Annotated in this window: 18 protein-coding genes; 6 read left to right on the forward strand and 12 right to left on the reverse strand. The window is 71.9% G+C overall.

The genetic code is table 11. The annotated features are described in order from the left end of the window. Positions 1 to 177 precede the first annotated feature (177 nt). Positions 178 to 849, forward strand: coding sequence for a biliverdin-producing heme oxygenase (locus tag ACWDAK_RS12880; RefSeq protein ID WP_344637766.1), 672 nt, complete (start codon positions 178 to 180; stop codon positions 847 to 849). 71 nt (positions 850 to 920) lie between these two features. Here the strand turns inward: ACWDAK_RS12880 and ACWDAK_RS12885 are convergent, their stop codons facing one another. The 3 genes from ACWDAK_RS12885 to ACWDAK_RS12895 form a co-directional block, all read right to left on the reverse strand. After that, positions 921 to 1136, reverse strand: a complete 216-nt coding sequence (locus ACWDAK_RS12885) for a dodecin (RefSeq protein ID WP_344637765.1) — start codon at positions 1134 to 1136, stop codon at positions 921 to 923. Between the two features lie 109 nt (positions 1137 to 1245). After that, positions 1246 to 2202, reverse strand: a complete 957-nt coding sequence (locus ACWDAK_RS12890; RefSeq protein WP_427393284.1) for an asparaginase — start codon at positions 2200 to 2202, stop codon at positions 1246 to 1248. A 68-nt stretch (positions 2203 to 2270) separates the two neighbouring features. Continuing rightward, entirely contained in the window at positions 2271 to 2930 is a 660-nt protein-coding gene (locus ACWDAK_RS12895) for an RsiG family protein (protein ID WP_344637763.1), read from the reverse strand. A 399-nt stretch (positions 2931 to 3329) separates the two neighbouring features. On the opposite strand from ACWDAK_RS12895, the gene dtd reads away from it, so the two are divergent. Beyond that, entirely contained in the window at positions 3330 to 3770 is a 441-nt protein-coding gene (gene dtd, locus ACWDAK_RS12900) for a D-aminoacyl-tRNA deacylase (RefSeq protein WP_344637762.1), read from the forward strand. 10 nt (positions 3771 to 3780) lie between these two features. On the opposite strand, the gene ygfZ is transcribed toward dtd, so the two are convergent. The 3 genes from ygfZ to ACWDAK_RS12915 form a co-directional block, all read right to left on the reverse strand. Beyond that, the gene (ygfZ, locus tag ACWDAK_RS12905; protein WP_427393283.1) at positions 3781 to 4776 is read right to left on the reverse strand and encodes a CAF17-like 4Fe-4S cluster assembly/insertion protein YgfZ; all 996 of its coding nucleotides are present in this window, start codon (positions 4774 to 4776) and stop codon (positions 3781 to 3783) included. Between the two features lie 10 nt (positions 4777 to 4786). Next, the gene (locus ACWDAK_RS12910; RefSeq protein ID WP_427393282.1) at positions 4787 to 5236 is read right to left on the reverse strand and encodes a Fur family transcriptional regulator; all 450 of its coding nucleotides are present in this window, start codon (positions 5234 to 5236) and stop codon (positions 4787 to 4789) included. Positions 5237 to 5344: 108 nt separating this feature from the next. Beyond that, positions 5345 to 5929: an FABP family protein gene (locus ACWDAK_RS12915; protein WP_344637759.1), complete on the reverse strand. Its 585-nt coding sequence runs from the start codon at positions 5927 to 5929 to the stop codon at positions 5345 to 5347. Positions 5930 to 6202: 273 nt separating this feature from the next. On the opposite strand from ACWDAK_RS12915, the gene ACWDAK_RS12920 reads away from it, so the two are divergent. Continuing rightward, positions 6203 to 6565, forward strand: coding sequence for a DsrE family protein (locus ACWDAK_RS12920; protein WP_344637758.1), 363 nt, complete (start codon positions 6203 to 6205; stop codon positions 6563 to 6565). 8 nt (positions 6566 to 6573) lie between these two features. Here the strand turns inward: ACWDAK_RS12920 and ACWDAK_RS12925 are convergent, their stop codons facing one another. The 6 genes from ACWDAK_RS12925 to ACWDAK_RS12950 all read right to left on the reverse strand — a co-directional run bounded on the left by ACWDAK_RS12925 (position 6574) and on the right by ACWDAK_RS12950 (position 9689). Beyond that, the gene (locus ACWDAK_RS12925) at positions 6574 to 6846 is read right to left on the reverse strand and encodes a DUF3099 domain-containing protein (protein ID WP_344637757.1); all 273 of its coding nucleotides are present in this window, start codon (positions 6844 to 6846) and stop codon (positions 6574 to 6576) included. Positions 6847 to 6914: 68 nt separating this feature from the next. Further along, positions 6915 to 7205, reverse strand: a complete 291-nt coding sequence (locus ACWDAK_RS12930; RefSeq protein ID WP_427393281.1) for a DUF1416 domain-containing protein — start codon at positions 7203 to 7205, stop codon at positions 6915 to 6917. Positions 7206 to 7243: 38 nt separating this feature from the next. Further along, positions 7244 to 8077: a sulfurtransferase gene (locus tag ACWDAK_RS12935; protein ID WP_344637755.1), complete on the reverse strand. Its 834-nt coding sequence runs from the start codon at positions 8075 to 8077 to the stop codon at positions 7244 to 7246. A 214-nt stretch (positions 8078 to 8291) separates the two neighbouring features. Further along, a complete protein-coding gene (locus tag ACWDAK_RS12940; protein WP_370118893.1) occupies positions 8292 to 8372 on the reverse strand; it encodes an Ms5788A family Cys-rich leader peptide in 81 nt (26 codons plus the stop codon). A 254-nt stretch (positions 8373 to 8626) separates the two neighbouring features. Beyond that, positions 8627 to 9298, reverse strand: a complete 672-nt coding sequence (locus ACWDAK_RS12945) for an LmeA family phospholipid-binding protein (protein WP_427393280.1) — start codon at positions 9296 to 9298, stop codon at positions 8627 to 8629. Positions 9299 to 9443: 145 nt separating this feature from the next. Beyond that, positions 9444 to 9689 carry a MoaD/ThiS family protein gene (locus ACWDAK_RS12950; protein ID WP_344637873.1) on the reverse strand — a complete coding sequence of 82 codons (246 nt, stop codon included), beginning with the start codon at positions 9687 to 9689 and terminating at the stop codon, positions 9444 to 9446. A gap of 775 nt (positions 9690 to 10464) precedes the next feature. On the opposite strand from ACWDAK_RS12950, the gene ACWDAK_RS12955 reads away from it, so the two are divergent. From ACWDAK_RS12955 to ACWDAK_RS12965, 3 genes are all read left to right on the forward strand, one after another. Continuing rightward, positions 10465 to 11199, forward strand: coding sequence for a response regulator transcription factor (locus ACWDAK_RS12955; RefSeq protein WP_344637753.1), 735 nt, complete (start codon positions 10465 to 10467; stop codon positions 11197 to 11199). 135 nt (positions 11200 to 11334) lie between these two features. Further along, complete coding sequence (locus ACWDAK_RS12960; RefSeq protein ID WP_344637752.1) at positions 11335 to 12378, forward strand: LacI family DNA-binding transcriptional regulator; 1044 nt, start codon at positions 11335 to 11337, stop codon at positions 12376 to 12378. Positions 12379 to 12495: 117 nt separating this feature from the next. Beyond that, entirely contained in the window at positions 12496 to 13572 is a 1077-nt protein-coding gene (locus ACWDAK_RS12965; protein WP_427393279.1) for a S1C family serine protease, read from the forward strand. Positions 13573 to 13587 lie beyond the last annotated feature (15 nt).

A 13587-nucleotide genomic window follows, 5' to 3' on the forward strand; every position in this document is an offset into this window, starting at 1 on the left:
CTTTCGCTGCCGTCCTCCGGCCGGCCCGCCGCGCTCTCCCCGGAACTTTCCCACCTTTCCAGGACCGGGCCGAAGGAGCAGACTGGGCAGGGGCGTTTTCCCGACACCACGTCGGTAAGAATCCGGCACGGGAGGCGACGACCCCCGCTCGCAGCCCCGACCGGACCGGAGGCCCGAATGCCCAGCCATGAGCAGCCCCCCGCCCTCTCCGCCGTACTGCGAGCCGCCAGCAGCGCGGAGCACGAGGCCGCCGAGCACTCCACCTTCATGTCCCACCTCCTCGGCGGGCGGCTCGGCCGCGACGCGTACGCCGAGCTGTCCGGGCAGCTCTGGTTCGTCTACCGGGCGCTGGAGGGCCGGGCGGCCGAGCTGGCACGGCATCCGGTGGCGGGGCCGTTCATCGACCCCGCGCTCTTCCGTACGGCCTCGCTCGAACACGATCTGGAGCACCTGCGCGGCCCCGGCTGGCGGTCCGCTCTCACCCCGCTGCCCGCCACCGCCGTGTACACCGCGCGGATCGAGGAGCTCGCCGCCGACTGGCCGAACGGCTACCTCGCCCACCACTACACCCGCTACCTGGGCGACCTGTCGGGCGGCCAGATCATCCGCGGTGTCGCCGAGCGGACCTGGGGCTTCGAACGCAAGGGCGCCGGCGTCCGCTTCTACGTCTTCGAGGAGGTCGGCAACCCCGCCGCCTTCAAGCGCGGCTACCGTGCCAGGCTGGACGCGGCCGGGCTCGCCATGGACGAGGTCGAGCGCCGCCGGGTGGTCGACGAGTGCAGGCGCGCCTTCGCCCTCAACAGCGCCGTCTTCGCCGACCTCGACACCCGCTACCCGCTCAGCGCCTGACCGTCGGCGCGGCCACCGCCCCGCCGACGGAGCAAGGCCGGCTGGGCGGCCGGCCGACAGGACCGGGTGGGTCAGTCCTCGCTCTCCAGACGGAAACCGACCTTGAGTCCGACCTGATAGTGCCTGATCTGCCCGTCCTCCAGGTGCCCGCGCACCTGGGTCACCTCGAACCAGTCCAGGTTGCGCAGCGTCCGGGAGGCCCGGTTGATTCCGTTCCGGATCGCGGCGTCGACACTCTCCTGCGAGGAGCCGACGATCTCGGTGACGCGGTAGATGTGGTCGCTCATGGCGGTCTCCTGGGTACCTGAGTAGCGGCACGGCTCCCCCGCTCCACCGTGCCGCACCCGGTCCCCGCCCGCACCCGGGACAGCCCGGGCACGGGCTTCGGGCGGCCCGTCAGAAGGCCGCCCGCACCTCGCCGACCACCGCACCGCCACCGTGCAGCGGCGCGGTGCCGATCCGGTCCAGCACCTCGTGCCGCACACCGAGGCGCTGCAGCGCCTCGGCCAGCACCGGCCCCCGGGCCCGCTCCGCACCGTCGTCGATCTTGAAAGCGAGCGCCCGCCCGTCCGCCAGCGCGACCACCTGGACGGCCTCGGCCCCCATCTTGGAGAGCGCCCCGGGCACGGCCCGCATCAGCCAGGTGTCGGCGCGGCGGGTGCCCGCCACGTACTCGGGGTGGGCGCGCATCGCGTCGGCGACCCGGCGCTGCGGGGTGCCGGGCTCGGCGAGCACCAGCGCGCGGTAGGCCCGGGCCAGGCCGGTGAGCGAGACGGACAGCAGGGGGGCGCCGCAGCCGTCCACGCCCAGGTGCGCCGCACTCTCGCCGGTGGACTCCGCCAGGGCCTCCCGGGCCAGCTGCTGGATCGGGTGCGCCGGGTCGAGGTAGCTCCCGGTGTCCCAGCCGTTGGCGACGCAGGCGGCCAGCCAGCCGGCGTGCTTGCCGGAGCAGTCCATCATGATCGGGCTGCGCTGCCCGCCGCTGCCGAGCAGCGCCTCCGCCTCGACCTGGTCCAGCGGGAGGTCGGCAGGGGTCCGCAGGGCGTCCTCGGTGAGGCCGGCGCGCCGCAGGATCTCCCGCACGGCCTCGCGGTGAAACGGTTCTGCAGAGTGGCTGGAGGCCGCGAGCGCCAGCAGCTCCCCCTCGATCGGCAGACCGGCGCGCAGGGTGGCCACGGCCTGGAACGGCTTGGCGGTGGAGCGGGGGAAGACCGGGGCGTCCGGGCGGCCGAGGGCCAGCTGCACCGAGCCGTCGGCCGCGAGCAGTACCAGCGAGCCGTGGTGACGGCCCTCGACGAAACCGGAGCGTATGACCTCGGCGAGGACGGGCAGGACGGCAGCAGACTGCGACATCGGTGAAGCTCCACGATGAGGGTGGCCGGAAAACGATCGGTGTGCGCCGGCCGCCCCGCCCCGCGGGATCAGCCGCCTGCGAGCAGGTCCTCGACCCGCGCCTCCCCCTCACGGTACCTGCGGGTGATCTCGGCACTGCAGCCGTCCGCCGTGCGCTGCAGAATCTGTCGCCGACCCGAGACCTGGCGCTCGCGCGCGGCCAGCCGCTCGAGGGCGGTCAGCAGGTCGGCGGTGGGGTGCGCGGCGAGGTCGGCCAGCTGGACGTCGCCGATCAGGGCGTCGGCCTCGCGCTGGTACTGCTCGCCGCGCGGCGTCCCGAGCGTGACGTGCCGGGCCGGGCGGCGGACGACCGACGGGGGGTCGGCGAGGATCGCGGGCAGCCGGTCCAGCAGGGCCACCGGCTCCGCTCCGGTCTCCGGGCGCGCACCGCGCCCGGCCTCCGCGCCGGCCGCCGGAGCGCCGGGGTGTACCCGGCGCCGTTCCAGCTCGGCCTGCAGGATGTCGAGGCGGCCCTGCAGCAGACGGCGGAGGTAGGAGAGGTCGGCCTCCTGCTCCAGGGCGTCCCGGCGGAGCATCCGCAGCTCCTCCAGGTCCAGCCCGGTGAGGTCGTACTCAGCGGGGCTCCCCGCCGCTACCGCATCCGCTGCGGCGGCCACCGGCTCGGGCCGCCCCGCTCCCGGTCCGGCGAACCCGTACGACTGATCGCGGGCCGTGCTGCTCGCGTCCATCAACCAACCACCTACCGCTGTCCTGGTCACGCTGTCCGATCCCGCCCCGCGCCTGCCCACCGGGCACCGCGTACTGCCGTGCGCGCACGCCCCCGTTCCGGAGCACGTCGAGGCGCCCCCGCGGGGTTCCCCCGGGACGCCGCTACCACCCGGCCGGGCTACCCCGGCCAAAACGGCGGTCCGGTCGTTCGAACACGGCGAGTCCGCGCCTTGCCACGCCCACAGCGTGCCACTAGGGCCGCCGCCGGCGCACCGACCGGCCACCCGAACGGCCCTCTGGCGAAACGAGGTGGCTGATATGACGAGAGCAACCCGCAGGCAGCACCAGGTCACTCCCGGCGCGCGTTGTTTCACCCCGGCGCGCGCTGGCGCCTTGCACGCCTCCGGCACAATGGCGGCATGCGAGCAGTGGTGCAGCGAGTGACCGAGGCAAGCGTCACGGTGGACGGCGAGAAGGTCGGATCGATCGAGGGACCCGGGCTCTGCGTCCTGGTCGGCGTCACCCACGACGACACCCCCGCCAAGGCGGCCCAACTGGCCCGCAAACTCTGGACGCTGCGCCTCCTCGACGGCGGCGAGGACGCCGTCGAGCAGTCCTGTTCCGATCTGGGCGCCCCGCTGCTGGTGATCAGCCAGTTCACCCTGTACGGGGACGCCCGCAAGGGCCGCCGCCCCACCTGGAACGCCGCCGCCCCCGGCCCGCTCGCCGAGCCGCTGGTGGACGCCGTGGCGGCCGAGCTGCGGACGCTGGGCGCCAAGGTGGAGACCGGCCGGTTCGGCGCGGACATGAAGGTCGCGCTGGTGAACGACGGCCCCTTCACGGTGCTGCTGGAGGTCTGACCGCGCCGGGCTACTGCGGGACGACGACCTCCTGCGCGGCCGGCACCGTACCGGCCAGTAGCGGCGCGTCAACGGGCACGTTCCGCTTGACGATCGCCAGCGCGATCGGCCCCAGCTCGTGGTGGCGCGCCGAGGAGGTCACGAAGCCGAGCGCGCGCCCGTCCGGATCGCTCGCCAGCCGCACCTCGGTACCGTGCGGCGGCAGCGTCTCCTCCAGGCCGTCCAGGTGCAGGAAGACCAGGCGGCGCGGCGGGCGGCCGAGGTTGTGCACCCGGGCGACCGTCTCCTGGCCCCGGTAGCAGCCCTTCTGCAGGTGCACGGCGGTGGTCAGCCAGTCCACCTCGTGCGGGATGGTGCGGTGGTCGGTCTCGAACCCGAGCCGCGGGCGGTGCGCCTCGATCCGCAGCGCCTCGTACGCCCAGATCCCGGCGGCCGGACCGTAGCCGGCGGCAAGTGCCTCCAGCCGGTCGCGCGGCACGAACAGGTCGCGCCCGTAGGGGCCCGCGGCAGAGCCGCCCGGCGACACTTCACGTACCGCCGCGGCGCCCTCGGCGGAGGCGGAGGATCCGTTCGGCAGGTGCACCACCGCGTAGTCGGCGGTCGCGTCCCTGACCTCCACCCGGTAGAAGAACTTCATGCTCTCCAGGTAGGCGATCAGCGCCTGCTGGGTGCCGGGCTCGACGTGCGCCCAGACCGTGCTGCCGTCGTCCACCAGGTAGAGGGCGTGCTCGACGTGCCCGTGCGGGGAGAGGATGAGCGCCTCGGTGGCCTGGTGCGGCGGGAGCTGGCTGACGTGCTGGGTGAGCAGCAGGTGCAGCCAGGACAGCCGGTCCTCGCCGGTCACGGTGATCACACCGCGGTGCGAGAGGTCCACGAAGCCCTCGCCGGCGGCCAGCCGCCGCTGCTCGGGGAAGATCTCGCCGTAGTGGGCGGCCACGCCCTCGTCCGGCCCCTCGGCGGGGACGGCGCCGGGCAGGGCGAGCAGCGGGCTCTTGGTACCGGTCATACCGGTCAGCTTACGGGTGTTCCCTGGGCAGTTTGGCGGTGCAGTCGGCGCAGCGGCCGAAGATGGCGAAATGCTTGAGGTCGGTGTCGAATCCGTGTTCGGCGCGCAGGCTGTCGATCAGCGGTGCGGCGATCGCGGTGTCGGTCTCGGTGACCTTGTCGCAGTCCCGGCAGACCAGGTGCAGATGGGTGTGCCGGCCCGCCAGGTGGTAGGTGGGGGCGCCGTGGCCGAGGTGGGCGTGCGAGACCAGGCCGAGCTCCTCCAGCAGCTCCAGCGTCCGGTACACGGTGGAGATGTTGACGCCGCTGGCGGTCTTCCTGACCTGGTTGAGGATCTCGTCGGGCGTGGCGTGGTCGAGCACGTCGACCGCCTCCAGCACCAGCTGGCGCTGCGGGGTGAGGCGGTAGCCGCGCTCACGCAGGTCGGCTTTCCAGTCGGTGGGAGTGTCGGTGTTCGCCACGGTGGTGTCCCTACCCGGTTCGAGGTCGTGAGACAAGTGTAGGGACCGGCCGAACGACCGGTCCCCACCCCGCACGCTCCGGTCCGCCGCCTGGCCGGCAGCGGCGACTCAGCGGAAGAACGCGATGCCGTCGTCCGGCAGGTCCGCGATGTCCTGGATCAGTTTGGCCTGGTTGAGCACCTTCTTCAGCTGCGCCGACATGTACGGCCGCAGCGGGACCTCGGGGGCGGACTTCTCGCCGACCCAGAGCAGTTCCTCCTTCACCAGGCCGTAGAGCCGCTTGCCGCCGCTGTACGGGGCCGAACCCTCGATCCGGGCGACCGCGTCGGTGGCGAGGTCGATCTGCGGCTTGCCGTCGTGCAGCTTGCCGTACCAGATCTCCACGGTGCCGTCGTCGCGGACCGAGGAGAACTCGATCTCGCGCTCACCGCTGGTGCCGTGCGGGTTGGTGGTGATCCGCCAGAAGCCGTGCTCGTTCTCCAGCGGACGGACCTTCTCGCCGTCGTTGTTCAGCACCCAGGTGCGGGAGCGGAACTCCAGGAAGGGGCGGCCGTCGTGCCGGAAGATGATCTCCTGGCCGAAGTTGCACTTCTCCGTGCCGGGGAAGTCGTAGACGCCCGCGCCCTCCCAGGTACCCAGGAGGAAGGCCAGCGGGACGACGTCCTTGTGGAGGTCAGAGGGGATCTCGATCATGTTCCTGGTCGCTGTCGTCGGTGATGGACTCGACTCAACCGTACGGCAGCCGGGATCAGCGCTGGCCCTGGTACAGCTTCATCACCGAGAAGATGGCGAACCAGGTGATCAGGACGGCCATGAGAGCAAGCAGGCAGTCGAAGAAGATTTCGAGACCGGTCACGGGGCGCTCCCAGCAGCGGGGGATGGCGGACAGTACGACGGCGCAGAGTCTATCGGCCACCCCTCTCCGGGTCTCGGCGAGGCCCGACTTCCCGTCGCTATGGTGGCGTCATGACGAAGAAGCTGGTCATCAAGGTCACGGCCGGGGCGGACGCTCCGGAGCGCTGTTCGCAGGCGTTCACGGTGGCGGCGGTCGCCGTCGCGAGCGGGGTCGAGGTCTCGCTCTGGCTCACCGGCGAGTCCTCCTGGTTCGCCCTGCCGGGACGGGCGGCGGAGTTCGAACTGCCGCACGCCGCACCGCTGCCCGACCTGCTGGAGTCGATCCTGGCGGCCGGCACCGTCACCCTCTGCACCCAGTGCGCGGCCCGGCGCGACATCACCGAGAAGGACACCCTGGACGGGGTCCGGATCGCGGGGGCCCAGGTGTTCGTCAGCGAGATCACGGTCGACGGCGTCCAGGCCCTGGTCTACTGACGGCGCCCTCAGGGGCGCTGCTCGTGGTCGGGGCGGTCCCGGTCGTGGCCCGGCTGGTCCCACTTGGGGTCGTCCCAGCGCGGGTCGTTCCACCAGTCGTCGTCCCGGTCGCGCCGGTTGGCGAGGACGGCCGCGAGCGGCGGGATGACCATGGCGACCAGGCACATCCCGATCGCGGCCGCCAGCGACCAGAAGCGCACCACGCCCCACGCCAGGACGAACAGTCCGATGCAGATGCCCATCATGACGAAGTAGCGGATGTGGCGCTGACGTGCCTGCACGTCTCCAGGGTATGGCTGAGGACCCCCGCTGTGGCAGGGGCCCTCAGCGCGTTCGCCGATGAGTCGCGTCAGATCGCGATCGGGACCTCGGTCTGGGCCCCGAGGGAGGCGACCACCACGCGGTCCACGGTCGCGCCCGGCACCAGCGCGCGCAGCGTCCAGGTGCCCGGGCGGGCAAAGAAGCGGAACTGCCCGCTGGCCGAGGTGGGCACCTCGGCGGTGAAGTCGCCGTTGCCGTCCAGCAGCCGGACGTAGCCGTGCACCGGCTCGCCGTCGCGGGTCACCGAACCCTGGATGATCGTCTCCTTGGCCACGTCAACTCCTGCCAGGTCCGGGCCGCCGGCCTTCGCACCGCACATGTCTTCTCTCCTCTGGTTACCGGTGTCGGGCCGGGTGATCAGTTGCCGAGCTCGATCGGCACGCCGACCAGGCTGCCGTACTCGGTCCAGGAACCGTCGTAGTTCTTCACGTTCTGCTGGCCGAGCAGCTCGTGCAGCACGAACCAGGTGAGGGCCGAGCGCTCGCCGATCCGGCAGTAGGCGATGGTGTCCTTGGCCAGGTCGACGCCCTCGGCCTCGTAGAGGGCCTTCAGCTCCTCGTCGCTCTTGAAGGTGCCGTCGTCGTTGGCGTTCTTGGCCCACGGGATGTTGCGGGCGCTGGGGACGTGGCCCGGGCGCTGCGACTGCTCCTGCGGGAGGTGCGCCGGGGCGAGCAGCTTGCCGCTGAACTCGTCGGGCGAACGGACGTCGACCAGGTTCAGGTTGCCGATCGCGGCCAGCACCTCGTCGCGGAAGGCGCGGATCGAGGTGTCCTGGGCCTTCGCCCGGTACTCGGTCGCGGCGCGCTCGGGCACCTCGGCGACCAGCTCGCGGGAGTCCAGCTCCCACTTCTTGCGGCCGCCGTCCAGCAGGCGGACGTCGCCGTGGCCGTACAGCTTGAAGTACCAGTAGGCGTACGAGGCGAACCAGTTGTTGTTGCCGCCGTAGAGCACCACGGTGTGGTCGCCCGCGATGCCCTTGGCGCTGAGCAGCGCCTCGAAGCCGGCCTGGTCGACGAAGTCGCGGCGGACCGGGTCCTGGAGGTCCTTCTTCCAGTCGATCCGGACGGCGTTGCGGATGTGGTTCTTGTCGTACGCGGAGGTGTCCTCGTCGACCTCGACGAGGACGACCTTCGGATCGTTCAGGTGGGCCTGGACCCAGTCGGCGTCGACCAGGACGTCGCTGCGGCTCATGGGGTTCTCCATCCGGGGGCGGTTGGCGGAAGGCTGCTCGGGAAGTGCTCGACTACGTCCCGTCCGTGCATCTGTCCAGATGTCGAGACAGGGGAATTGCGGGTCGCACCGTGCTCAGATCGGGGGATGCCGGACGGCACTGGGCGGCAATGTGCCAGTTCAGACCGCTGGCAAGGGGTCGGGCGGGCCGGAAATGCCGGTCAGAACCGCCCGGTCAGCGCATTCGACACAGGCAAGCGGCCACGCGGCACAGGTCTACCGCCCGCCGCTTCGTGAGTTCCGCCTGTCGCTTCATGCCGACGATGCTAGGGACTAGCGCGGTCCACTGTCATCAGTGTGTCGAATATTGAGATGAAATGTTTCGAATATCGAGATTTCGGAATCTTCCCGATGCGCGGGGTCGTCTCGACGCTGTTCCAGGATCCCCGAAAAGGGGTGTTCGGGCAGCTCAGCGGGCTCGTCACTGGACAGTCCGTCTCGCAGAGCGATACGGAGACAGTCGTTCGACCAGCCCGCCGGGGACGGTCGAGCCCGGGGAGCAGGTGCGGGTCAGCCGACCAGCCTGACGTCGCTGCCGTGGAAGGTGAGCTTGAGGCCGTCCGGCTCGGGCGTCGCGCTCTCCAGGCTCAGTCCGGCCGGCAGATCGGTCAGGGTGAAGCTGCGCGGTCCCAGCAGGCCGTTCGCGGCCCCGTTCAACAGCGCTCCCAGGCCGCCGAGCCGGAAGCCGTCGGCGGTGATGGTGTCGCCCTTGCTGTGCACGCTGCCCTGGCCGACCGGCATTCCGCCGACCGAGGCCCCGACCTCGCCCGGCCCGGCGTAGGAGAGCTCGATCTGCTCGGTGCCCGAGACCAGCCTGGCCACGTCGCCGTACGAGACGACGCCGCTGCCGCTACCGCTGTGCACGGTGGCGCTGCGGTAGCCGCTGCCGACCTCCACCCCGGACAGCTGCATGCTGAACGAGCGCAGCGGCACCTTCTCCCGGCCGCCGCTGACCGTCACGCCCTCACCCGAGAGCCGGACGCTGTCGAAGCGGCCCGCCACCGCTTGGGTGAGGAAGGGGAACCCGTCGATCGAGACCTTCGGGCGGCCGCTGATCTTCCCGGTACTGACCAGCCGGTCGGCGGCCTCGTCCTGGGCCACGCCGACCGCGATCCGGTCCGCGCCCACCAGCAGTCCGAGCAGAACCGCCAGGCCGATGATCAGCTTGAGCAAGCCGCGCATGTATGACGTGCCTCTCGTCCCCGTCCGATCCAAGCACCGTACGGACCTACGACGAACCGAACCGGAGTCCGGTTCCGACCCACTGCCTGGCAGCGCCGCCCTTCTCCCCAGGCGGAGCGCTCACCGGGCCGTACCCGCCGGCGACTCACCCTCCGGCGAAGGGGGGCAGCACCTCGACCGTGCCGCCCTCGGTGAGCAGGACGGCGGCGTGCTCCCGGTGACCCACCTGTTCGCCGTCCACCAGGTAGGAGCAGTGGTCGAGCACCTGGAGCAGGCGCGGACGACTCGTGTGCCGGGCGCGCGCCGCCGCCAGTGCTTCGGCGAGCGTCGCCGCCAGATAGGGCTCCTCGGCCGTCCCGGCGGCCGCCTTGGCGGCGGCCCAGTACCGGATGGTCCCCGCCACCGGGACTCCCGGCGCCGTCACCCGCTCAGGTGACGTCACTCGCGCGGGCGAGTCCAGCGCGTCACCGGCATCGGTGGTCGCAGCCATGGCAACCCCTCCTCGTCGTCCTCGCCCGGTGCGGCCGACCGGCTCCTGATGCCGGGCCGCCACTGTTCGGTGTACACGTACCGTGCGGCCGGTGCGGCTCCCATGATGACCGAGGCGGGCCCCCGACCGGGAACAGCCCGGCTCGAACCGGTCGGCGCGGCCGCCCAACCGACCCCGAGGCCGCACCAGGACCGGGTCAAGGCCAGGTCAAGACCGGTCCATGACGGGCCCCACCGGACGCCGACCCGGCCGCCGCCGTGTGGCCCAGCCGACGCTGGGACACTCTCCCGCTGCGCAGAGTGGTCGGCTATCCTCGTGGACGTAAGGGATCCGGGCAGAGTCGCCCCCGGGTCCTTTTGTGCATTCAGGACACCCACCACGGACGTCCTCACCGCCGGTGCCCCACCCGCGCCGACCACGAGGACCGCCCCGGGCCGCCACCCGGTGCGGGAGCAGACCCGGAAGGTTCGCGGATGAGCAGGGCACGAACGGAGCAGCAGGGGTTGCGGGACCTCCGGTGCACGTCCCGCGCCGCCCTGCGCTGCACCGAACCGGCCGGAACGTCCCCGGTGCAGGGTCCTCCCCCACCTCACTCTCACTTCGCAGCCGCCACTGCCGGCTGTGGCGGCAGCCGCCCCGCTGCGACCGCGACGACCCGGAAAGGGGACCACCGGGTATGAGTTCTCTTCTGCTCCTCACCAACGCACTGCAGCCGTCCGCCGAGGTACTGCCCGCCCTCGGACTGCTGCTGCACAACGTACGGGTGGCACCGGCCGAGGGGTCGGCCCTGGTGGACACGCCGAGCGCCGACGTGATCCTGGTCGACGGACGGCGCGACCTGCCGCAGATCCGCAGCCTCTGCCAGCTGCTGCGCTCCACCGGGATCGGCTGCCCGCTGCTCCTGGTTGTCACCGAGGGCGGACTGGCCGCCGTCACCGCCGAGTGGGGCATCGACGACGTCCTGCTGGACACCGCCGGGCCCGCCGAGGTCGAGGCCCGGCTGCGCCTGGCCATGGGCCGGCTCCAGGTGTCGACGGACGACAGCCCGATGGAGATCCGCAACGGCGACCTCTCGGTGGACGAGGCGACGTACTCCGCCAAGCTCAAGGGCCGGGTGCTGGACCTGACCTTCAAGGAGTTCGAGCTGCTCAAGTACCTCGCGCAACACCCCGGCCGGGTCTTCACCCGGGCACAGCTGCTGCAGGAGGTCTGGGGCTACGACTACTTCGGGGGCACCCGCACTGTCGACGTCCATGTCCGGCGGCTGCGGGCCAAGCTGGGTGTGGAGCACGAGCAGCTGATCGGCACCGTCCGCAACGTCGGCTACCGCTTCGTGGTGGCGACGGCCCAGGACAAGGGCGAGCGGCCGAGCGTCGAGCCGTCCAGAGCGGCCGCCGCGCAGGAGGCCTGAACCCGGCGCCGGGCCCGGCGGTCGCAACGGCGGCCGCCCGGCTTGTCCGGTTCTGCACCGGGTTCGAGGTCGCCGACGTGTGGCGTCCGTGACACTGCTCATAGCGCTGTCGTGCGACCCGCGTAGACTCCCTGCGTGGCCAAGGTGACGCGCGACGATGTAGCCCGACTGGCTGGGACCTCGACGGCGGTCGTCAGCTACGTCATCAACAACGGGCCGCGCCCGGTCGCGCCCGCGACCAGGGAGAAGGTGCTCGCGGCGATCGACCAGCTCGGCTACCGGCCGAACAGCGTCGCCCAGGCGATGGCCTCCCGCCGCACCAACCTGATCGGCATGGTCGTCCCCGACGCCCGCCAGCCGTTCTTCGCCGAGATGGCACACGCCGTGGAACGCGCCGCCTCCGAGCGCGGCAAGCTCGTGCTGATCGGCAACTCCGACTACGCGGACGACCGCGAGGTGCACTACGTCCGCGCCTTCCTCGGCATGCGGGTCTCCGGTCTGATCCTGGTCAGCCAGGGCCCCTCGCAGCGCGCGGCGGAGGAGTTCGCCGCCATGGAGGGCGCCAAGGTGGTGCTGCTGCACCGCCGCCCCGAGGCGATCGACGACGTCGCCGTGGTCAGCGATGACGTGGCCGGCGCCGAGCTGGCCGTCCGCCACCTGCTGGAGCACCACGGGCACCCGTACGTGGTCTGCTTCGGCGGCCCGGTGGAGGCGCCCGCGCCGGGCGACCCGGTCATCGACCACGTCGAGGGCTGGCAGCGGGCCATGGACGCCCACGACCTGCCCACCGAGCCCCACCTGCTGGACGCCCCGTTCAACCGCTACGGCGCCTACCAGGTCGCGGTGGAGCTGCTGCGCTCCCCCGACCGCCCGCCGGCCATCTTCTGCTCCACCGACGACCAGGCGATCGGTGTCCTGCGGGCCGCGCGCGAGGTCGGCCTGCGGGTGCCGGAGGACCTGGCGGTGGCCGGCTACGACGACGTGCCCGAGGCGGCGTTCGTCGACCCGCCGCTGACCACGGTGGCCTCCGACCGGGACGCCATGGCCCGGGCCGCGGTCGACCTGGTGCTGGACGACTCGCTGATGGTCCCGGGTTCCGACACCGAGCGGGTGCGCAAGTTCCCGTCGCGCCTGGTGGTACGGCGTTCCTGCGGCTGCGACGGGGCTTCCGGGAGCTGATCCGGCACACCGGTTGATCCGTACGCTGACCTGGCTTTATGAGAAGCCAACAGGCTTCTCGGCAGGTTCAAAGTCGGTTCTCATCAGATCTTCATCCAGCGGGCCGACGTTGGATCCATGAGCGATCAGCACCGCACCAACGAAGAGCAGGCGGCCACCGGTCCGTACCTCACCGGGTCGGACAGCAACGCCTCATACCGCTACGGCCACTGGCCCGCCCCCGAGGAGTCCCCGGCCCCGGAGGCCGGGTTCCCGACCGCCCCGCTCCCCGCCGTCGAGGCACCGCAGGCCCCGGCCCGCCACGCCGTGCGCGGCCTGCTCAAGGGCAGGCTCGCCCTGGTCACCGCCGTGGCCGCGATCGCCGCCGTGCTCGGCGGAGCGGCCGGAGGCGCACTGGTCGGCCACCGGGCCACCGCCGCCGGCCCCGCCGCCTCCACCGTGGTCAGCCCGGTCTCCTCCAGCTCCACCGGCAACGTGGCCGCGATCGCCGCCGCCCTCTCCCCGAGCGTCGTCCAGATCACCGTGAAGTCCAGCACCGGCACCGCGACCGGCTCCGGCGTGGTCCTCACCTCCGACGGGCAGATCCTCACCAACTACCACGTCATCTCCGGCGCGGTCGGCGACGACGGCCAGATCACCGTCACCTTCCACAACGGCAGCACCGCGAGCGCCACCGTGAAGGGCACCGACAAGTCCACGGACGTCGCGGTGATCAACGCCTCCGGTGTCAGCGGCCTCGCCCCCGCCACCCTCGGCGACTCCGACAGCATGCAGATCGGCGACCCGGTGGTCGCCATCGGCAACCCCGAGGGCCTGACCGGCACGGTCACCTCCGGCATCATCAGCGCCAAGGACCGCCCGGTCACCGTCCAGGTCGACGAGGGCTCCACCCGCGACAACGGCGGCTTCGGCGCCCCGTTCCTCCCCGGCCAGCGCACCGGCTCCGCCCCCGGCGGGGACACCGCCAACTACAAGGCCCTGCAGACCGACGCCGCGCTCAACCCCGGCAACTCCGGCGGTCCGCTGATCAACGCCGGCGGCCAGGTGATCGGCGTCAACTCGGCCATGTACTCGGACAGCAACTCCGGTGACACGGGCAGCGACCACGCGGGCAGCGTCGGCCTCGGCTTCGCGATCCCGATCAACGACATCAAGCGGCTGCTGCCCAAGCTCCAGGCCGGCCAGACCCTCTGACCGTCAACCGAAGCT

The organism is Kitasatospora sp. NPDC001175, from assembly GCF_053598215.1.